General features: G+C 43.1%; 17 protein-coding genes. 11 read left to right on the forward strand and 6 right to left on the reverse strand.

What is annotated here, in order from left to right; translation table 11 throughout:
- Positions 1–293 precede the first annotated feature (293 nt).
- Together ATH1_RS0104365 and ATH1_RS0104370 are read left to right on the forward strand one after the other, a co-directional pair.
- Positions 294–1,097 carry a metallophosphoesterase family protein gene (locus tag ATH1_RS0104365; RefSeq protein WP_245531706.1) on the forward strand — a complete coding sequence of 268 codons (804 nt, stop codon included), beginning with the start codon at positions 294–296 and terminating at the stop codon, positions 1,095–1,097.
- A 2-nt stretch (positions 1,098–1,099) separates the two neighbouring features.
- On the forward strand, positions 1,100–1,765 hold the full coding sequence (locus ATH1_RS0104370; RefSeq protein WP_029163958.1) for a hypothetical protein: 666 nt from the start codon (positions 1,100–1,102) through the stop codon (positions 1,763–1,765).
- 341 nt (positions 1,766–2,106) lie between these two features.
- Here the strand turns inward: ATH1_RS0104370 and ATH1_RS0104375 are convergent, their stop codons facing one another.
- A complete protein-coding gene (locus tag ATH1_RS0104375) occupies positions 2,107–2,340 on the reverse strand; it encodes a hypothetical protein (RefSeq protein ID WP_010418099.1) in 234 nt (77 codons plus the stop codon).
- 74 nt (positions 2,341–2,414) lie between these two features.
- Here ATH1_RS0104375 and tsaB point away from each other — a divergent pair, with 74 nt between their 5' ends.
- Positions 2,415–3,122: a tRNA (adenosine(37)-N6)-threonylcarbamoyltransferase complex dimerization subunit type 1 TsaB gene (tsaB, locus tag ATH1_RS0104380; protein WP_029163959.1), complete on the forward strand. Its 708-nt coding sequence runs from the start codon at positions 2,415–2,417 to the stop codon at positions 3,120–3,122.
- A 309-nt stretch (positions 3,123–3,431) separates the two neighbouring features.
- Here the strand turns inward: tsaB and ATH1_RS0104390 are convergent, their stop codons facing one another.
- The gene (locus ATH1_RS0104390) at positions 3,432–4,442 is read right to left on the reverse strand and encodes an aspartate-semialdehyde dehydrogenase (protein WP_010418108.1); all 1,011 of its coding nucleotides are present in this window, start codon (positions 4,440–4,442) and stop codon (positions 3,432–3,434) included.
- A gap of 250 nt (positions 4,443–4,692) precedes the next feature.
- Between ATH1_RS0104390 and ATH1_RS0104395 the strand changes: the two genes are divergently transcribed.
- Positions 4,693–7,539 (forward strand): lamin tail domain-containing protein, encoded by a 2,847-nt coding sequence (locus tag ATH1_RS0104395; protein ID WP_010418110.1) that lies wholly within the window; start codon positions 4,693–4,695, stop codon positions 7,537–7,539.
- 1 nt (position 7,540) lies between these two features.
- Here the strand turns inward: ATH1_RS0104395 and amrS are convergent, their stop codons facing one another.
- Positions 7,541–8,551, reverse strand: coding sequence for an AmmeMemoRadiSam system radical SAM enzyme (amrS, locus tag ATH1_RS0104400; RefSeq protein ID WP_010418113.1), 1,011 nt, complete (start codon positions 8,549–8,551; stop codon positions 7,541–7,543).
- 363 nt (positions 8,552–8,914) lie between these two features.
- On the opposite strand from amrS, the gene ATH1_RS0104410 reads away from it, so the two are divergent.
- Together ATH1_RS0104410 and ATH1_RS0104415 are read left to right on the forward strand one after the other, a co-directional pair.
- The gene (locus tag ATH1_RS0104410) at positions 8,915–9,844 is read left to right on the forward strand and encodes a magnesium transporter CorA family protein (protein WP_010418115.1); all 930 of its coding nucleotides are present in this window, start codon (positions 8,915–8,917) and stop codon (positions 9,842–9,844) included.
- Positions 9,845–10,334: 490 nt separating this feature from the next.
- Positions 10,335–11,855: a TolB family protein gene (locus tag ATH1_RS0104415; RefSeq protein WP_010418118.1), complete on the forward strand. Its 1,521-nt coding sequence runs from the start codon at positions 10,335–10,337 to the stop codon at positions 11,853–11,855.
- 79 nt (positions 11,856–11,934) lie between these two features.
- On the opposite strand, the gene ccsB is transcribed toward ATH1_RS0104415, so the two are convergent.
- From ccsB to ATH1_RS20375, 3 genes are all read right to left on the reverse strand, one after another.
- Positions 11,935–15,018, reverse strand: a complete 3,084-nt coding sequence (gene ccsB, locus ATH1_RS0104420; protein ID WP_010418121.1) for a c-type cytochrome biogenesis protein CcsB — start codon at positions 15,016–15,018, stop codon at positions 11,935–11,937.
- A gap of 334 nt (positions 15,019–15,352) precedes the next feature.
- A complete protein-coding gene (locus ATH1_RS0104425; protein ID WP_010418123.1) occupies positions 15,353–16,192 on the reverse strand; it encodes a formylglycine-generating enzyme family protein in 840 nt (279 codons plus the stop codon).
- 119 nt (positions 16,193–16,311) lie between these two features.
- Positions 16,312–16,662 (reverse strand): RICIN domain-containing protein, encoded by a 351-nt coding sequence (locus tag ATH1_RS20375; protein WP_081467421.1) that lies wholly within the window; start codon positions 16,660–16,662, stop codon positions 16,312–16,314.
- A gap of 80 nt (positions 16,663–16,742) precedes the next feature.
- On the opposite strand from ATH1_RS20375, the gene ATH1_RS21385 reads away from it, so the two are divergent.
- The 5 genes from ATH1_RS21385 (at position 16,743) to ATH1_RS21590 (ending at position 19,988) form a co-directional block, all read left to right on the forward strand.
- Positions 16,743–16,907 (forward strand): hypothetical protein, encoded by a 165-nt coding sequence (locus tag ATH1_RS21385; protein WP_156062749.1) that lies wholly within the window; start codon positions 16,743–16,745, stop codon positions 16,905–16,907.
- A 15-nt stretch (positions 16,908–16,922) separates the two neighbouring features.
- Entirely contained in the window at positions 16,923–17,378 is a 456-nt protein-coding gene (locus ATH1_RS0104440; RefSeq protein ID WP_010418129.1) for a DUF4268 domain-containing protein, read from the forward strand.
- A gap of 349 nt (positions 17,379–17,727) precedes the next feature.
- Positions 17,728–18,654: a ribosome small subunit-dependent GTPase A gene (gene rsgA, locus ATH1_RS0104450; RefSeq protein ID WP_010418135.1), complete on the forward strand. Its 927-nt coding sequence runs from the start codon at positions 17,728–17,730 to the stop codon at positions 18,652–18,654.
- A 37-nt stretch (positions 18,655–18,691) separates the two neighbouring features.
- Positions 18,692–19,852, forward strand: coding sequence for an ATP-binding protein (locus ATH1_RS0104455; protein ID WP_010418138.1), 1,161 nt, complete (start codon positions 18,692–18,694; stop codon positions 19,850–19,852).
- Positions 19,842–19,988 (forward strand): hypothetical protein, encoded by a 147-nt coding sequence (locus ATH1_RS21590; protein ID WP_010418141.1) that lies wholly within the window; start codon positions 19,842–19,844, stop codon positions 19,986–19,988. Before ATH1_RS0104455 ends, ATH1_RS21590 begins: the two co-directional genes overlap by 11 nt.
- Positions 19,989–20,173: the final 185 nt, after the last annotated feature.

Genomic DNA, 20,173 nt, shown 5'->3' on the forward strand with positions numbered 1-20,173 from the left:
CACAAACCCCTCTGTTAAGGTAAGTCTTCGTAAAAAATAGTCGTTCGTTCATTGCCCTGTTTTGTCGTTTCATCTTTCTTTTTTGTTGTTATGTCGGTTATGATTTGATATCTGAGTCAGATTGACTTTACTTTGCTTCATTAAACGCCTCTGTGAACCTGGTTTAAGTTATTGGTCTAATTGAAGTTCCATGATTGATGTACGACACCTTCGGCGTCGTGTTTTATTTTGATAAAATTTACTAGTGGAACTACTGCCAGATATAAAAAATCAGATTATAGAATTAAGTCATGATGAGAAAATTCCTGTATTTATTCGCTATAGTGCCATTGCTCTTCGGATGTGAGAGGGTGATCGAATATAGTCCGTACCAGAGTGGAACCAGAATTATCCCTGAAGATATTAATGTTGAAGCTGTTGAACGCCTTACCAGGGAGAGCAGCGATTCATTTCAGCCCTTTACCATTGCTCTTCTTGGTGACAGTCACACTTATTACGATGATTTTACCGATCAGATTGAGTATCTGAACCGGATTGACAGCATCGATTTTGTTGTGCACAACGGAGACATTACCCTGAGTGGAATTTATCGTGAGTTTTTGTGGTTTCACGACATTACTTCTTCGTTGAAACATCCAATGATTACCCTTATTGGGAATCATGATTATCTTTCCAACGGAGTAAATGTTTACAAAGAAATGTTCGGACCAACAAATTTTGTTTTGGACTATAATAATTGCAGGTTTATTTTCTTCGATGATATCATTTGGGAAAAAAATGTTGAGGACCCTGATTTCGAATGGTTATATAATGCTTCCAATGTAAAGCAGGAAAAAGGACTTGATTATGTCTTTGTTGCTGCTCACATCCCGCCCTGGGATTCCTCTTTCAGTATAGGGAACCGCTATCTTTTCTGTAAATTACTTGAAGCTAATGAAGTTGATTTATCAATTCACGGACATACGCATAGCTTTTTTCACGGATTTAGAGATGATTGTGATGTTCCCTTTTTAATTACCGGGGACAGTACCGACCGTGAGATTGTGTTGCTTGAAATAAAAAAGGATACTGTGATAGTGACCCGTCAGCCCATTTAATCATGAGATATTTAAGAGAAACAATGATATTCCTGCTGGCATCTTTTGTTTACGAAGCAGAAGGTCAGATACCAACCTCAGGAAGTTACCCGAAAGGAGAATTTCTTGAACGACTGTACGAACCCCGTCAGAAAATAATAGGAGAAGATACCCTGTACATTCGTCCCCGGTGGTTTGTCCCTTCTCATGTAAAGATACAATATGCCGGTAGTATTGGGTTTATTTCAGTTGGAGCCGGTTATCGGCTTTGGGATATTTATGAACCGACTTTGATGTATGGTTATCTTTCAGAAGGTCTGGGCGGAAGCGATGTTTCTGTCCATACAATTTCTTTGAAAAACGGTTTTTATCTTACGTCGTCGCCCTGGTTCGGGCATTACTGGCCCCGGGTCGGACTTTTGATAAACTGGGGACATACCAAAAATACGTTTCGTAAACTGCCCCCACATTATCCCGAAAAATATTATTTCCAAAACAAAATACATGTGGCCCCCTTTTGGGGAGGGGAATGGCATTTCCAAATTAAGGATAAGCATTTATCGGGTGTGGGTATTTATTTCGAATTTTCTGCTCTGGATGCGTACCTACTCGAAGCCGTCAGAACCAAATACGTCCGGATGACAGATATTTGGAGCCTGGGAATAGGAATTTCCTTTTATTTTCAATAGTATTTTCATTCGTATAAAATTAGTCTAAGTTATTGGTCGAATGTAACTCGCATGATTGATTTTATACATGTCCTTTTGTGACAAACCATGTCATGCCAGTTTCATCTTACATTTAATAAATTGTTACGGCTGTTAGAATTGTTAAAGTTGTTAATATTGTTAATATGTTAGTTGTTAGAATATTATAAGTTTTATTACATTAGCTAACAATCCCAACAATCTAACAATTTAACAGTCCTAACAATTTTTGCCATGCTCATTTTATCCGTATAAAATATATTTAAGTTATTGGAATGATACAACTTATCATACTTTAATTGATGGTAGATTCTTCACTCCGCTCAGAAAGACAGAGCGCCAGTGTTATTCTGAGGAGGCACGACGAAGAATCTTTCCCTTGTTACAACACGTTCCTTTCGCTGTTTTTTATCATTCAAAGAATCTTCGCCACTGATGAGATTCTTCGCTTCGCTCAGAATGACAAAACTGTCTAATGTCATTCTGAGGAGGTAACGACGAAGAATCTGTTCCCTGTTTTTGATTTCTTTGATGATTAGAGGATAGTGTCGTGTCATGCTTGTTTCAAAATAGGATGGAATGCTGTTTCTATCTTTATGTGGTTTTGCTATTTTTGCCAGAAATTCATGTGATGGCGTATATACTTTGTATCGAAACTTCTACTTCGATTTGTTCGGTGGCCCTGGTAAAAGACGGCAAGGTGATTGCAGCACGACAGGACAATGAAGGTAACTCTCATGCCAACAGGCTGACCGTGCTTATAGACGAGCTGTTTGGTGATTCTGCTGTACCTGTTGGGCTAAGCGATATAGATGCTGTGGCTGTGAGCAGCGGACCGGGGTCTTACACCGGATTGCGAATAGGCGTATCTACAGCAAAAGGCATTTGCTTCGCATTGGATAAACCTTTGATTGCTATTCCTTCTCTCGCCGTGCTGGCCTGGCCTGTAGTGAAGCGCTATTCTGAGGAATCTGAAGAGGGGGAGAGTTGGTTTTGCCCGATGATTGATGCACGCCGGATGGAAGTTTACACCGCTATGTTTGATCGAAAAATGGAGCAAAAAAGAGCAACTTCGGCCGACATAATCGACGAGAACAGTTATCGTGATATTCTGGATGTACGAAGCGTATTCTTTTTCGGCAATGGTGCTGAGAAATGCAAGGATGCTTTGAAGCACCCCAATGCAATCTTTCCTGCCGACGAAGGGCCGCTCGCCCGTAACATGGCATCGCTGGCCAACGATGCCTGGAATAATAAAAAATTTGAAGATGTGGCCTATTTTGAGCCTTTCTATTTAAAGGATTTCATTGCGACCATTCCTAAAAGAAAAATACTATAAGAGACCGGCATAAAAAGCATATTTTTGTCAAAATCAAGGCGTTTTAAATTTCTGTAACGGAGATAACTCATTGTTAATGAGCATGAAAAAATTTAAAACAACAACGAGTTTGGCAACAAAGATGCTTTTTATGCCGGACTCATAGGAAAAATACATATTCTGGTTACTGGACACCCCGGCTTAAACCCTTAGCCTCAACCTCTTGTTTAGGCATTTGATGGATTATGGTTTACTAAAATATCCTGCTGGTTGATGATGACCTGTTTCCGGGCACAGAACTCACCAGGCACTTTACTGACTAAATTACTTTTATCTGACCAGCCCTTCTTTAATCATATATTCAGCTATCTGGACGGCATTCAGCGCTGCTCCCTTTCGTATCTGGTCTGCCACAGCCCAGAACGTGAGGCCGTTGGGATTGGCAAGATCGGCACGAATACGTCCTACGTAAACTTCATCCTCACCCGACAGATACAGTGGCATCGGGTACTCATTATTATCCGGATCATCAAGAACTTTGATGCCCGTGGCTTTATTAAAGGCTTCTCTTGCTTCTTCGACACTGACCGGTCGTTCTGTTTCCACCCATATAGCTTCTGAGTGTGCCCTGAGAATAGGTATCCGTACGCACATGGCGCTCACCTGTATGTCGGAATGCATTATTTTTCTCGTCTCGTTGAACATCTTCATCTCTTCTTTGGTGTATCCGTTTTCGGTGAATACATCTACGTGAGGAATGATGTTCATTGCCAGTTGATGTACAAACTTCTGTACGGTTGGTTTTTCTCCTTTTACAATTTGACGAAACTGTTCTTCCAGTTCTGCCATACCGGTAGCACCTGCACCGCTTGCAGCCTGATATGTGGCAACATGCACCCGGCGGATGTGAGAAATATCCTCAATGGCTTTCAGGGCAACCACCATCTGGATGGTTGTACAGTTGGGATTGGCAATGATGTTACGAGGCCGGTTGGTACAATCTGTAGCGTTAACTTCCGGAACAACCAGTGGTACATCATCATCCAGACGAAAGGCACTCGAGTTATCAATCATTACCGTACCATGTCTGGTAATGGTTTCTGCAAATTCTTTGGAAGTGCCTGCCCCGGCACTGGTGAGAGCAATATCAATATCTTTAAAATCGTCGTTGTGCTGAAGCTCTTTAACAACCAGGTCTTTCCCTTTGAAAGCATACTTTTTCCCTGCGCTTCGTGATGACCCGAACAATACCAGGTCATCTATGGGGAAATCCCTCTTTTCAAGGATGTCTAAAAATTCCTGTCCTACGGCTCCGCTGGCGCCTACAATAGCTACTCTCATGTGATTGTATTTTGTGTTACTTAGAGAAAATATTTATAAATTGCAAAAACAGGTTTGTTACACACGCAATTTTTAATTAAAAGCCTTTTAAAAACAGGCTCATTAATTTTACAATTGCCACAAAATTAATACATTTAAGTAATAAACCCTAATCAAATGAAACGAGCATGGCAAAGTTTTCCACAAAAGAACATGTATAAAACTCTTGCATGCGAGTTCCATCCGACCTTAATAATTAAATTTTATACGGATGAAACCAATTCTTTACTGCAACCTGCTCTTTGTATTCTTATTTTTGCTTCCGGGAAATGTTTTTTCTTTTTCTTTTGACGATTTTCCAGAGTCCTGGAATGGCGATACTTCCCTTTTTATCCGGGACGTTGGTCAGCAAATGCTCAGACTGAACGCTCCCGAAGAAACCGGGGAGGCTTTTCTTCACCATCCTTCGGTGGCCTTCGAGGATGCTGTATGGGAGATTTCCGTAAAGATGGATTTTAACCCTTCCTCTTCCAACTATTTGCAGATTTACCTTGCTACTGACGGGGAAAAGGATTTTGAGAATGGATTTTATCTGGTTGCCGGTACTTCAAACGACAATATTTCACTTTGGGAACGCCGGGAAGGAGAAGAGCGATTGTTGATAGAAGGAACTGAAGATTTGCTGAATGTAAGCACGGTTGATCTGGATATCAGGGTAACCCGGGCTAAAGGTGGTCACTGGGTGCTGGAAGTAAACACGGGCGATGGGTGGCAAACGGAAGGGGAGGCAAATAGCCTGTTTGGCTTTTCTGCTGAGTTTTTTGGTCTCAGCTGTCATTATACAAAAACCCGGAGCGATAAATTTTATTTCGGTTCATTGACGGTCTCCGGCCGGGAATATATGGATACCATACCTCCTGTAATCCGGGATATGGAAATTGTAAATGGTCACACGCTTAACATTTCTTTTTCCGAAGCTGTTTCAGACGGCCTCTCTCAACCAGGGCTTAAAGGCATCGGCTTTGAGTTCCCGTTGTTGCAAGAGATCAGCTATACAGAAGATGCTTCCGGGGTAGTTGTAAAATTACAGAATGTTTTACCCGAAATCGACGATGGGCAATTCATCATTTCGGGATGGTGCGATGCAAACGGTGCTTGTATGGAAGATACTGCTCTGACTTTTGCCTATTCTCCTCCCCGCGTCACTGGTTTCTATGCCGAAAATTATCGTGATGTTGTAATAGAATTCAACCGTTCGTTTCCCGACGGATTATTACAGCCCCACCATTTTATTATTGAGGCTCCGGATATCGGGGTTGATGAAATTGCCCACTTTGAAGAAGGTGCTTTTCGGCTCAGACTGAATGAAAATCTTCCTGATGCAGTGGATATCAACTGTTATTTGGAGAATTTGGTACTCCCCAATGGCGATACAGTCCCCGGCGGCCCTTACTCTTTATACTATCACGAGGCTGCCCCTTATGATATTGTGTTTTCCGAGATTATGCACGATCCCTCTCCGCCTGCCTTATTACCCGATGCAGAATATCTGGAGTTATATAACCGTTCTGACTTCCCTGTCGATCTGCAAAACATGAGCTTGTATGTTAACGGGGAAAAAACCGGATTGCCCAAATATCTTCTTTTCCCGGATGAATACGTCGTCCTTACGGGAAGCTCTGAAGAATCCTTTGCAAACGCTCTTTCGCTTGATAAGTGGCATGCATTAACCAACTCAGGAGGGGAATTGGTGTTAAAAAATCCATCGGGGAAAGTCATCGCTGCATTCCGCTATCCTGCCTTACGGGGCGGAAGCGGCTTTAAGCAACAGGGCGGCTGGTCGATGGAGATAATTGATACAGAAAATTTGTCGCAACAAATCATGAACTGGGCTTACAGCATTGATGAGCATGGCGGCACTCCGGGCATGCCCAATTCGGTGGCAGCCCCGAATCCTGATATTTTCCCGCCGAAACTCATCGATGCATGGCTGGAGAGCGATTCTGTACTGATACTGGATTTTGGCGAACCACTGACCCATATTTCTGTTGAGGAAGGGAGAAATGATTTTTCGTTAAAGGAAGAAGATATAGACGGAATATCACGCGACAGTGTCTTTGGTGATAAGCTGAAGATTTTATTTGAGCGCAGCCTGACACCTCATAATGTTGAAGAGTTGACCATTGCACCTGGGATCACCGATTTGGCCGGAAACACTTATTCAGGGCAGAAGTCTCTTTTGTTCGGCCTTCCCGGACGAATCGACAGTTTTGATATTGTTATTAATGAACTGCTATTTGATCCGCCTGCAGAAGGCTGCGATTATGTAGAGTTATTCAACCGGTCTGCTCACATTGCTTCGCTCGATAGTATTTGTCTGGCTCGTGCCGTTGATGACGGAACGCCTGAAGCATTGTTCCCGCTTTCGGACCGGATTCGCTGGTTTTTACCGGGTCAGTATTTATGTTTTACTTATGATGCCGAATGGGTAAATCAGTATTTTGGATGTACCTCTCCGGAATATTTAAAAGAATTTCCGAATCTTCCAAATTATGTTAACGAAGGCGGAACCGTATTTTTAACTCTACTGAACGGAGAAATTATCGATCGTTTTGATTATTCTCCCGAATTGCACTTTGACTTGTTGTCTGATACCAGGGGCATCGCTTTGGAGCGAACAAATTATGACGGCCCTTCCAATAACCCGATGATATGGCATTCAGCTGCTTCAACAGCCGGTTACGGAACGCCTGCAGCCGAAAATTCCCAGTTCGTTGCAAAAACGCAACAGAAAACTACCCGCTTGTTCAGTCTGTCACCGGAAATTTTTACTCCCGATCTCGATGGCGTTGACGATCAATTGATCATTTCTTATGCTTTCGACAAACCCGGCCGGAAAGGGACGTTTATTGTTTATGATGCAGATGGGCGACAGGTGAGACAGCTCATCAATAATCAAACCCTGAATGTTTCGGGAGAAATTACCTGGGAGGGCATCACGGATGATCACACGCAAGCTCCCCCGGGCATTTATATTGTTTGGGCAAGGGTTTTCGATCCGGAAGGTAATGTTCGCGAGTATAAAGAAAGTTGTGTTTTGGGAACCCGGCAAAAATGATTTAGTCAACCACCGCTATTTTCGTTTTACACTTAGGGCATCGTCCGTTTTCAATGTTATAAGACAAAATAGTATATCCCATGCGTTCAATCAATAAGGCGTTGCAGTGCGGACAATAAGTGTTTTGGTTCGCTGCGGAAGGGACATTCCCCACGTAGATATAGTTCAGACCTGCATCAACGCCTGCCTGTTTTGCTCTCAGCAAAGTATTCATGGGTGTAGGCGGGACATCATTCATTTTATAACCGGGAAAGAACCGGCTGATGTGCCACGGGACATCAGTTCCCAGTTCGTCGGACACAAAGTGCGCCATCTCGTGCAGTTCATGCGGACTGTCGTTTACACCGGGAATAATAAGGCTGGTAACTTCGAGCCAGATATCGGTTTTTGCCACTTTTCGCAACGAATTTAGTACAGGCTCCAGTCGTCCGCCCATTAGCTTTCGGTAGGTCTCGTCCTTGAAAGCCTTCAAATCTATATTTATGGCATCCAGATATGGCCCGATCATATCAAGCATTTCTGCCGTCATAAAGCCATTGGAGACATACACATTTTTTAATCCCTTTTCATGTGCCAGTCTGGCAATATCATAACTGTATTCAAAAAAGATGACAGGTTCGCTGTAAGTGTACGCAATGCTTTTGCTTCCTGATTGAATGGCTTCTTCAACAATTTCTTCGGGTGTGGCCGGATGTCCCATCTGCAGGATACGTTCATCAACGACTTGTGATATTTCACAGTTCTGGCAAAAATCACAATGGAAGTTACATCCGGGTGTGCCAATGGAAAAGGCACTGGAACCGGGATAAAAGTGATAGAGTGGTTTTTTTTCGACGGGATCAATATGACGGGCGATGGTGCATCCGTAAACTTTTGTGTACAGTGTGCCGTCAATGTTTTCCCTTACCTTGCAAATTCCTTGTTTGCCGGGGTTTATTTTACAGCGATGCGCACAAAGGTTGCATTTGACTTTTTTGCCTTCCGTTTTTTCGTACAACAGCGCTTCCTTCATGGTGAATAGTAATTTTCCGGGTTTACTGTTAAAGTTAACATTAAAGGAACTTCTATGCAAGGAATATGATGATCAGATGGACGGTATTTTATCCCATTTGAACTCATGCTTGACGCCAATGAGTGATTTTTTGAAGGGGGGTTAACCTGATTTCCACTAAGGGGTTTTAGAGAAAAATGTTAAACCTTTGCGAAAATCCGGCAAAGTACAGTCCGGGAATTAAAAATAAGATTACTTTTGCAACCGAAAATTTAAAATTCAATAACAATGGAAGAAGACCCTTATCATAGTAATTTTAAGTATTAACCATTCTGTAAGGGCTTCGTGTTTCCTTACAGAATAAGATTGTAAGGAGACATCATCATGATTAAAATCTTCAAAACATTCGGTGGTTATGTTGAAATCACCGAACCCCTGAAAGGTTGCTGGATTAATGTAACCAATCCTACATCCGACGAACTCAATAAACTTAATGTTGATTTTGGGTTGCCAACCGACCTGACCAATGACATTTTAGACCAGGACGAAAGACCACGTATTGAATTTGATGATGACTGGACGTTAATAATTCTTCGTATTCCGGTCGAAGTTGAAAACAATGGGGTTCCGTTTAACACAATTCCCTTAGGGATATTTATTACAGAAAACTTCACTCTGACGTTATGTTTGAAAGATAATGAGGTTTTGCCTATGGGTCAGCCGTCTCCATTCAGAGACCACTATAAAGAGATAACTGACAGCATTAATTTTATACTCCGGTTGTTCCTTCGTTCGGGGAATTTGTATCTGCGATACTTAAAACAAATAAACCAAATGACATCATTGATAGAACAAGACCTTGAAAAATCAATCAAAAACAAGGAATTGAACAAATTACTGAAAATGGAAAAATGTCTGGTTTATTTTATTACTTCAATAAAGGCAAATGAAATCGTTTTGGCAAAACTTCGTAATTCTAAAAAGATAACGACCGAAATCAACGAAGACTTGCTGGAAGACGCATTTATTGAAAATCAACAAGCCCTTGAAATGGCACAGATTTATTCCGACATTCAAAGCGGGATGATGGATGCATTTGCTTCAGTAATTTCTAATAATCTGAATGATGTAATGAAACAACTGACGCTTATATCGATAATATTAATGATTCCGACTTTGATAGCAAGCATCTTTGGAATGAACGTTCCTAATTATATGGAAAATTCATTATGGGCAATGCCGGCAATAATTTTAGTTTCGTTGATTTTATCGTTTTTGGGAGTAATTATTTTCAGGAAAAGAGAGTGGTTTTAAATTATTATGGGGTATATTAGCATTATGTCATCAAGGATTGAGGCTATTCCTAAAATGCTTTTTTTCCCAGTCTTTTTGTTGTAGGAATTTCTTAATCAATACTGAGTGCAGTCTAAAAAGCCTTTTGACCCCTAAATCCTTTAAAGGGGAACTGCTGATTTTTAGCAGTTCCCCTTTAGGAGTCTGGGGTAAAAATCAGCAGTTTGAAGGCTTTTTATACTGCACTCAATACTAAATAATAACAATTGAGTGGGGTATAAAAAGCATATTTTTGTCAAGTCCAGGCGTTTTAAATTTTTGTATCGGAGTTAAGTTGTTGTTAATGAGGATGCAAAAATTTAAAACAACAATGAGTTTGGCAATAAAGATGCTTTTTAGGCCGGGTTCATACTATAGAATAACAGTTGCTTTTTTCTCTACAAAAAAGTTTTTCTTCCTTAAGGTTGAAACGAGTTCCATTCGACCAATAACTTAAGTAAATTATATACTGATGAAAAAATTACACACAACTAAACTTTTGGCACTCATTTTTGCCGCCTTTTTAATCAACAGTTTTATCATGGATGCACAAGTTCCGGATACAGGCATTTTTGCCCTTCATGACGACATAGGTGAAACAGGGATTCCCGGAAACGCGCTTTATTCACCGGAAAAGCAGAATTATTCAATAACAGGGAGTGGCGAGAACGTCTGGTTTGGCGAAGATGCCTTCCATTTTGCCTGGCGCGGAGCTTCGGGGAATTTTATTCTCCGGGCTCGTATTAAATTTGAAGGTGAAGGGCAACATTCGCACCGGAAGGCCGGCTGGATGCTACGGGAAAATAAAACAGCTGGTTCTCCCCACTTTAGTGCGGTGGTACATGGTGACGGTTTGACGTCGCTTCAATACCGCGAAGAGCAGGATGGAGAAACCCGTGAAATGCAATCCGAAGTCAAATCGCCGGATATTATTCAGCTCGAAAGACGGGGCAATACTTTATTGATGTCGGTAGCCAGATACGGAGAGCCTTTCAGTACAATAAAAATTGAAGCAGCAGGACTTAAAGATGAGGTAATGGCCGGATTGTTTGTCTGTTCGCATGACAGTTCAACCACCGAAACAGTTACTTTTTCCAATGTACGTTTTGTCAAGCCGGCACCTGCCGATCTGGTTCCTTATCAGGACTATCTGGGAAGCCATCTCGAAGTTTTGGAAATGAGCACCGGACAACGAAAAATTGTTTATACCTCGCCGATCTCAATACAAGCACCCAACTGGACCCCGGATAACAAATATCTGATTTACAACAGTGAAGGTCGTTTGTTCAGAATTCCTCCGCATGGCGGCATACCGCAACCTGTTAATACCGGCTTTGCTACCAGTAATAACAACGACCATGTACTCACCTTCGATGGTAAAATGATTGGCATCAGCCATCATTCCCTGGAAGACAACGGGAATTCTGTTATCTACCGTCTTCCTGTTGAGGGCGGAACACCACAACGAATCACCGCCAGGAGTCCGTCCTATTTGCATGGTTGGTCGCCCGACAATAAATATGTGATCTACACAGGAGAGCGAAACGGGCAGTACGATATTTACAAAATCCCGGCTGAAGGTGGCCGGGAAATTCAGCTCACCAACCAGAAAACCCTGGACGATGGTTCCGAATATTCCCCTGACGGAAAATACATCTACTTCAACTCGGCCCGAACTGGAACGATGCAATTATGGCGAATGCGTCCGGATGGTTCTGAGCAGGAGCAACTCACTTTTGACCGTTATAACGACTGGTTCCCGCATGTCTCACCCGACGGCAAAGAGATTGTGTTTATCTCGTATGGTCCCGAAGTTGATGCCGGCGACCATCCGTTTTACAAACATGTTTATCTCCGCCGCATGCCCGTTGATGGAGGCGATCCAGAAATTGTTGCTTATCTGTATGGGGGGCAGGGCACCATCAATGTTCCCAGCTGGTCGCCCGACGGTAAATACATCTCGTTCGTGAGCAACAGCGGAGTTTGGTGGTAAGAACACGACGAAGGAGCAGCGGATTCTTTGTTCTAAAGCGGCTGAGCCGAAGCCGAACCGGTGTTTTCCTGGCTTAATATTATTGTGAGGTACTTTGAGGTTTGTTATTATTCTTCCAATAAGCATAACCTATTAATACAGCCACGACCACTACCGAATAATAAACCGCTGAGGGTATGGGGACAGGATCGCCTGCGGCATAAGAATGCATGCCTGTCAGATAGTAGTTTACACCAAGATAGGTCATGATCACCGATGCGAATGCCAGAAGTGATGCCGTATTAAAAGCCAGTCGCCCGCGCAGGCCGGGAATCAAACGCATGTGTACCACAAAAGCGTAAATCAGAATGGTAATGAGCGACCAGGTTTCTTTGGGGTCCCATCCCCAATAGCGGCCCCATGACTCGTTGGCCCATACTCCGCCGAGGAAAGAACCGATGGTCATCAGATAAAGACCAACGATAAGGGCCATTTCATTGATGGCTGTGAGCTCGTCAATGGCAGCCCCCAACCGGGTTTTATTGTTTTTTGTCTGAAGTCCGGTCAGCAGTAAATTCATAAACCCAAGTAAAGCACCTAGTGTCATAAATCCGTATCCACTTATAATCACGGCAACATGCAGAGTTAACCAGTAAGATTTAAGCACCGGTACCAGATTTGTAATTTCCGGGTTCATCCAGCTTAGGTGTGATACCATCAAAACTATGCCCGCAAAAAGTGCAGTGACAGACAAAACAAGGGGTGACCGGCGGCTGAAAAGTAAGCCGGCCAAAAGCAGTGCCCAGGCTATAAATATCATCGACTCATAACCATTACTCCATGGTGCATGGCCGGATATATACCAACGCAGTACAAGTCCCGAAGAATGGTAAGCAAAGCCTGCTACAATAAGCCACAAGGCGACGATTTGTATCCACTTTTTGTGCAAAGGAGGATATACCAGTCCCGCAATATTGTAAAGTACCAGGATGATACCTAATGCAAAAAAGAAGGTAGCCAGCCACATGAAAATATTCAGGCGGTTATATATGATTTCGGCCCTCATCCTGGATTTTTTCGGTAGCAAGCTGTCTCCGTGTACCTCCTGGTATCTTTTAATGTCCTGTATAATCTTTAGTGCTTTATCGTTGTTTCCTTCGCGCACAGAAACAATAAAAGACGGCAGAGCTGTATTTACAAACAGGCTGTCTTCGGCCGTCAACTGAGGGGAAGGTTCTTCCACCGGTATAAGCCAGGGTGTTTCCCGGTCATTATTTACCGGAAAGAGCCTGTGCAACTCCCCCGATTGGGCCATGTAAAAAACATTGACCTGCTCATCAACTTTTATGAGCTCCTGCTCCAGTTTATCCCGCTGTGCCGGATTTTTTCTGTAGGCGGCATCCACCAGGTTGTTGATCTTATAGGTGTGGTCGGCATTGAAAAAGTCGCTGAACGAAGCTTTTTTCTCCTTGACATTCAGTATTCTTCTTAATTCGGGATGCTTAACGGTAATCAAAGGTACTTGCTGCCATTCGGCAGGGTCGGTGAGCATACCCAAAAGCATCTGATCGGGGTTGAAGCCTTTGAACGAATTGTGCTTCACCAGTTTTACCATGACTTCCTGATGCATGGTATTAAGTGGTTTTATGCGGCCACCTTTGTCCTGAACCCAGAGTTTTCCAAATGCATCTGCCACTTCAGCATCAGGCTTTGTCGGCATTTGCTGTCCCGAAACACTTACTGCCAGCATAAAGAGTAGTGCCGTTACCATCCCTTTTCGTTGCTTATATATCTGGTCGGTTTTGTGCAGCAATTTTCTGAACCTTGTTCCTCGTGCAAACAATGACCAAATCATGCTAACGCTCATCAGGAAATAACCGATGTAGGTGATAAGCGTTCCCCCGAAATCGTGGTTAACAGAGAGGATGGTTCCTTTTTCATCGGGGTCGTAGGAAGACTGGTAGAAACGATACCCCTCGTAATTAAGTATGTTGTTCATGAAGATTCGATAGTCCATTGTTTCGTTGTTGGCAGCATCGATGACAGTAACTTCGCTTGCATAGGAAGAAGGGCTTTCCGAACCCGGGTAACGATCAATCTGAAAGTCGTTGAGCCGGATGGAGAAGGGGAGCTTAAGCGGGAGGGAGCCATAACGGATATGAATGTTGCCGTTATTGATATGAATGGTTTCCGCGTTACCTACTTTCCCCACTTTCCCTGAAACATGAATGGTTTCAGATGTTTTGCCGTCATCGATTATAAAAGTTACCACATCGGCCATCGACGGTCCTGCTTGCGAAGGAACAGACACCGGGGCGATTTCAGCCTCGGGCCAGAAACGACTCATTGCCAGTTTAACTCCGTCAACAGAATATAGTTGGCCTGCAATGAGTTTAACCGGCGTTCCCGGGTTAATACTGTCCTGCTGATGACTTCCCATTGACGATAGCATCATGACCCGGTTGGCTGTGATGGTCATTGCCTCATCATCTTCCGACCGATAAATGATCATATCAGCCTGGTTCTTATCGTCAGGTTCAAAAGCAATTCTTATATTATTGATCTGAATGGTTTGTTGAGGTGCCAGGAAATGTTCTTTTCGACCGTCGGTAGATGATACCAGAAGTCCCAGAAGAGGGTCTCCGTCTTTTTGACGAACGGGGCGAATAGCAGCATTGGGAGTATAATTTACACTCCTGATTTTATAGTTTTTGCCGTTGACCTCAACTTTTTCAGAAAACTCGTGCGGTGTTTTTGCCGAAAGGAAAACCGGTTTGTGAATTGTCCTGGTTCCCGATTGGTCATTTACTTCCACTGATACGTACCCGTCAACCGTATAGATGGTATTTGAAGTTTCGCCTTCTCGGATGGGCATATTGCCTTCATATCCGATATAGCGTGTAACGGCAGCCCCGAGAATGATAACAAAAAAGGCAAGGTGGAACAAAAGGACCGGGAGTTTTTCCCACCTCCACATATTGAAAGCAAACAAATTGCCGAACATATTGATGCCCATCAGCACAAAAATAAGCTCGAACCACCAGGTGTTGTAAACCATGGCCCGGGCTGCCCGGTAACCAAAATCGTTTTCGAGGAAGGTAGCAATGGCAAGAACTGTTGCCAGGATAATGAATAATGCCCCCATGAGTTGGCGCGAAGTGAGAAATTTAACGATCCGGTCCATATCAATAATTCATCCGTATAAAATAAGTCTAAGTCATTGGTCGGATGGAACTCGCATGCAAGAACTTATACATGTTCTGTTGTGGAAAACTTTGCCATGCTCGTTTCATCAGTATAAAATTAGTCTAAGTTATTGGTCTGATGGAACTCGTTCCGCATACGCGGAACGAGTTCCATAAACTTTTCACTGCTAAAATAATGACTTTAATGGACTTTTCCCGGGGAAGCGATAATTTAAGAATAAATACCTGAATTAGGGTCTATAATGCAGGCGGAAAAGATGCTTAGAAATGGTCAAAAGTATTGAATTAGTTTTTCGTGAGCTATGTGGTATTTTATTTCTGTTCAGTATTTCTCACGATACGAAAACCCTGGTCAGGACCTTTACCATTGGCCTCGAAAATTCCGCGATAAGTAATGGCACAGGCATGTTTACCGCCCATCCAGCCACCGCCTCGCCAAACGCGTCCATGCCCTTTTCTTAATTGATTGTCCTCATACCAGTCCCAACACCATTCCCTCACATTTCCGGACATGTCGAAAAGGCCAAGTTCATTGGGCGCTTTTAAACCTACTTCTCTGGTTTTACACTTGTTTTTTTCAATTCTGTTCCATATCCAATCGCCTTCCAGATAAGCATCTCCTGAATTTCTCCAAAACCATGCAACCGACAAAATTTCATTGCTTCCGCTATAAGTATAGCCGTTGCTTTTTTGTCCGCCGCTTGCTGCATACTCCCATTCTGCTTCTGTTGGCATGCGATACCCATTTGCATTAAAATCCACCTCTACCACCCATTTAACATCATCAAGTTTATTCCGGTTTACGGTATCTGTTTCTTGTTTCTTAATTGAATAGCAAGGTTTAAGTTCTTCCAAAATACTCCGGCGATTACAATATTCTATACAATCGTACCAACTTACCATTTCAACGGGCAGTTTATCCCCTTTAAAAGCAGATGGATTGGTTCCCATTACTTTTTCCCATTGCTGCTGGGTGATTTCATACCTGCTCATATAATAATCGGGAAGGCTAAGAGTGCTGTCATGGTAGTTTGAACCTGGATGATTAAATGATCCGCCTTTTATCAGAACAAATTCATCCACACGCTGTTTTTTGCAAGCTGCAAATAAAGTCAGGAATAATAGGGGAAGAATAAATTTTGCTTTTGACATGAGAATAGGTTGAATGGTTACCAATTAAAACGCTGCCCGGTGTTACCCGGACAGCGCGAAATATCAATACATGCTTTTCATTATCATTTGAATGTAATTATATCATAATTATTCAGGAGCTACTGAACAGGGACAAATCGCCATTGTGCATTGACATGCGTTGTATTGGCATATTGTCCTGCCGGATCACCGTTGGTTGTCCTGCCCATTCCGTCGAGATACATGCCGGTACCACGGTTTCTCAACCTGTAGTAGCCATCACCCGACGATTCGAGACTCCATTGCGCATTAACATGCGTCGTATTGGCATACTGTCCGCAATTATCTCCATTCGTGGTTCGTCCCATTCCGTCTATATACAAGCCGGTGGCACGGTTCTTAAATCTTTCATAACCATCGGAAGCCTCTCTGATGCTGCGTGAGGGACTGAATTTGACAGTTACGGGGTGCCGGAGAGAACAAAGAATTATGTCAACAACAGTCTTTTGCTATCTTTGCGATATAATTTTTGTATTTGCTCTTAAAAGTTGATATTTTTTATAGTTGAGCCATGAAAACCAAACTAAGTATTATAGCGGTTTTATTTATTGTTGCAGGTTTTGGAATGATACACGGCGGGTCTGTCACTATGGAACGAATAGCTATAGGGCTTATGGGCACGGGAATCGTTTATTTGCTTTATTTGCTCATAACTTCAGGAAAGAAGGAGAAATAAAACCAGGAACAAGATATGTTCTCAAAGGAAGAAGCCAAGGCACTGCGACTTGAATTCTGGCAAAAGCTGGGGAACCGCACTCGTCGGTTACCCGGTCAAAAGGGACGTAAACGTTTGTGGATCGCCGACAATACCGGAATTAAAGGACTTGATCTCCGTTTCGATGTTGGCCGCGAAAAAATTATTGTTGCCCTCGAAATCAACATCAAAAACGAAGAAAAGCGACTGGCCTTGTATGAAAAGCTTGAAGCTGCCAAAAGTCTCTTTGAAGCTCAGTTCGGAGAGCCCATGATATGGGATTTTGCTTATGTCAAGGACAATGGGCGGGAAGTTTGCCGCGTGTACGTTGAACAACCCGGTGATATGTATATTAAAGAAACCTGGCCCGAAATTCACAAGTTCATGATTGACCGGATGATACGACTCGAAAAAGCTTTTCTGGAAGTAAAGGATTATCTGAAGTACTCTTGAACAATGATTTTGACCTATTTTCCGTCAGACTTTCGCTGGAGCTTTGGAATCAGTGGTTTGTAGCTAAATAGTGTTCGCACTATAAAGTGTCATTTACTGTGTTACGCGCGTCCGAAAATTGGGTTTATGCCCGCGATCATGCCCACGTGGTATTTTATGACCTGCCTGCGTTTGAGTACATCTGTCGAAAAAGGAATTTCGAATTACTTTGGCATGACGTTGAACGTGTCGTCTTATTAAGAAAAGAATTGAAAAACAAAATAATTTATTACCTTCTTGTGAGAGAATTTGATAAATCACTATTTTTGAAATGTGAAATAAGAAAAATGATTTATAAACTAAGGACCGTTTGAAAGAAGGTATTGTAATAAAATCCACAGGAAGCTGGTACAAAGTAAAGTCTGGTGACGATGACCCGGTCTCGTGTAGAATCAAGGGGCGCTTCCGTCTGGACGAGATGAAGAGTACCAACCCGGTAGCTGTGGGCGACCGGGTAAAATATTCATTTGACCAGAGTTCCGGTGTCGGGGTCATTGAGGAAATCCTTGAAAGGCGGAATTTCATTGTCAGGAGGGCATCGAATTTGTCGCGTCAGACACAAATACTTGCTGCCAATATTGATCAGGCCATCCTGGTGGCAACCATCAATTATCCCGTTACTACACCTGTATTTATTGACCGTTTTCTGGCCACTACCGAAGCATACGATATTCCAACCACTCTTATTTTTAACAAAACCGACCGTTACGATCATTTCCACAGGGATCAGTTGAACGAAACCATTTCGATTTATAAGAATATCGGCTACAACGTTCTGGCAACTTCAGCCAGGTACGATGAGGACCTCCAGTCGGTCAAGGAGCTCCTGAAAGATAAGGTTTCTCTTCTGGCCGGGCATTCGGGAGTGGGCAAGAGTACCCTTATCAATCGTATTGAGCCGTCATTGAATCTCAAAACAGCGAAAATCTCCGATGCTCACAAAACCGGAAAACATACCACTACTTTTGCAGAAATGCATCCGCTCAGCTTTGGCGGATACATTATTGACACGCCTGGCATCAGGGGGTTCGGGTTGTTCAATATTGAAAAAGAAGAACTGTCCCACTTTTTCAGGGAAATCTTTAAATATACTCCCCGTTGCCGGTATTACAACTGCACTCACCTCCATGAACCGGGATGTGCTGTAAAAGAAGCCGTTGAGAAGGGTGAGATCGCCTCTTCGAGGTACAACAGCTATGTAAGTATTTTCCTGAACCGTGACGAAAAATACCGGTAAAACAAGCGGATATTGATCTAACATATACAATCTCTAAATGGAATTGTACAGCAGAAAAAGATGGTGGAAATTTTTTCTGATGGCCGGAGCCTTCTTCATTGGGGCAGCATCATTGTATTATACCAACCGGCTTACATCGAAGCTTCGGCAGGAGGAAACCAGGAAAATGGAATTGTGGGCCAAAGCCAATCGCCACATTGCACGTCCCGATCTTGATGAGCAGTCCCTCGAACTGGTTTTTGAAATCATCCAGAACAATACAACCGTTCCTCTGATCATTGCTGACGAAAAAGACACCATTCTTTTCCACCGGAACCTGGATGTTCCTGAAAAAAAAGAGCAGGCATATCTGCAGCGTGAACTTCAAAAAATGAAAGAAGGGGGCCGCGGCCCTATAGTTATCGAATTGGGATACGGTCAGAACCAGTATCTTTATTACGATGATTCCAGCATACTTAACCAGTTGCGATGGTTTCCTATTGTACAGCTTGTTGTTGTTATTTTGTTCGTATTGCTGGCCTATTGGGCATTCAGTTCGGCCCGGCGCCGGGAACAGGATCAGGTTTGGGTGGGAATGGCTAAAGAAACTGCCCACCAGTTGGGGACACCTACTTCGTCATTGCTGGGATGGATTGAGGTACTTTCTATGAAAAATATCGAGAAGTCGCTTGTGGATGAGATGCGCTATGATATTCAGCGACTTCAGATCATAACCGACCGTTTTTCGAAAATAGGTTCGAAGCCTGATTTACAACCCGTGAATGTTGGGGATATGCTGCATGAGGTTATCGGCTACATCGAACACCGGATATCCTCGGGTGTCCGTATTGAGGTCAATGCAGACGACTCTCTTTCAGAACTGAAAATTCTGGTGAACCGTCCCCTCTTTGAATGGGTTGTAGAAAATCTTTGTAAAAATGCTGCCGATGCCATGCACGGCAAGGGCACCATTTCGTTTAACCTGGGATATCAGAACAGCCAGGTTTATATAGACGTTTCCGACACCGGCAAGGGCATCCCGCGAAAGTACCAGAAAACAATCTTCAAGCCCGGTTACACTACAAAAAAACGTGGATGGGGGCTGGGACTTACCCTCGTTCGCCGTATCGTGGAAGATTATCACAACGGACGGATTTTTGTTAAAGAGTCAACGCCGGGCAAGGGAACTACTTTCCGGATTCTGGTGGATGAAGGCTAAGGTTAAGGCTGAGGTTGAGGCTGAGGTTGAGGCTGAGGCTGAGGTTGAGGTTGAGGTTGAGGCTGAGGTTGAGAAATCACCACAGATATCACAGATTTACACAGATATAACAATAATCAAACAGAGGGTTAAGTGATTAGATGATAGATTCTTCGCTTTGCTCAGAATCTTTTCAGTGACCAATTCTTGCAATCAAGCGGCGGAGCCGGGCAAATGAATTAGCCATTTAACTATTCCGCCAGCAACCAGCAACCATCAACGAGCAACCAGCAACCAGCACCGGCCCCAAACTTTTTTTAAATTATTTTTCCCACACAATGA

It is taken from the genome of Anaerophaga thermohalophila DSM 12881 (genome assembly GCF_000191885.1).
Taxonomy (GTDB): domain Bacteria; phylum Bacteroidota; class Bacteroidia; order Bacteroidales; family Marinilabiliaceae; genus Anaerophaga; species Anaerophaga thermohalophila.

Excerpts from the sequence above, each read along its gene's own strand:
- ATH1_RS0104375 (WP_010418099.1), bottom strand. The coding sequence starts at position 2,340 with ATGACACGACACTATCCTCTAATCATCAAAGAAATCAAAAACAGGGAA.
- ATH1_RS0104365 (WP_245531706.1), top strand. The coding sequence starts at position 294 with ATGAGAAAATTCCTGTATTTATTCGCTATAGTGCCATTGCTCTTCGGA.
- tsaB (WP_029163959.1), top strand. The coding sequence starts at position 2,415 with ATGGCGTATATACTTTGTATCGAAACTTCTACTTCGATTTGTTCGGTG.
- ATH1_RS0104455 (WP_010418138.1), top strand. The coding sequence starts at position 18,692 with ATGGAATTGTACAGCAGAAAAAGATGGTGGAAATTTTTTCTGATGGCC.
- ATH1_RS0104370 (WP_029163958.1), top strand. The coding sequence starts at position 1,100 with ATGAGATATTTAAGAGAAACAATGATATTCCTGCTGGCATCTTTTGTT.
- ATH1_RS0104395 (WP_010418110.1), top strand. The coding sequence starts at position 4,693 with ATGAAACCAATTCTTTACTGCAACCTGCTCTTTGTATTCTTATTTTTG.
- ATH1_RS0104390 (WP_010418108.1), bottom strand. The coding sequence starts at position 4,442 with ATGAGAGTAGCTATTGTAGGCGCCAGCGGAGCCGTAGGACAGGAATTT.
- ATH1_RS0104415 (WP_010418118.1), top strand. The coding sequence starts at position 10,335 with ATGAAAAAATTACACACAACTAAACTTTTGGCACTCATTTTTGCCGCC.
- ATH1_RS0104410 (WP_010418115.1), top strand. The coding sequence starts at position 8,915 with ATGATTAAAATCTTCAAAACATTCGGTGGTTATGTTGAAATCACCGAA.
- ATH1_RS21590 (WP_010418141.1), top strand. The coding sequence starts at position 19,842 with ATGAAGGCTAAGGTTAAGGCTGAGGTTGAGGCTGAGGTTGAGGCTGAG.
- ATH1_RS0104425 (WP_010418123.1), bottom strand. The coding sequence starts at position 16,192 with ATGTCAAAAGCAAAATTTATTCTTCCCCTATTATTCCTGACTTTATTT.
- ATH1_RS0104440 (WP_010418129.1), top strand. The coding sequence starts at position 16,923 with ATGTTCTCAAAGGAAGAAGCCAAGGCACTGCGACTTGAATTCTGGCAA.
- amrS (WP_010418113.1), bottom strand. The coding sequence starts at position 8,551 with ATGAAGGAAGCGCTGTTGTACGAAAAAACGGAAGGCAAAAAAGTCAAA.
- ATH1_RS21385 (WP_156062749.1), top strand. The coding sequence starts at position 16,743 with ATGAAAACCAAACTAAGTATTATAGCGGTTTTATTTATTGTTGCAGGT.
- ccsB (WP_010418121.1), bottom strand. The coding sequence starts at position 15,018 with ATGGACCGGATCGTTAAATTTCTCACTTCGCGCCAACTCATGGGGGCA.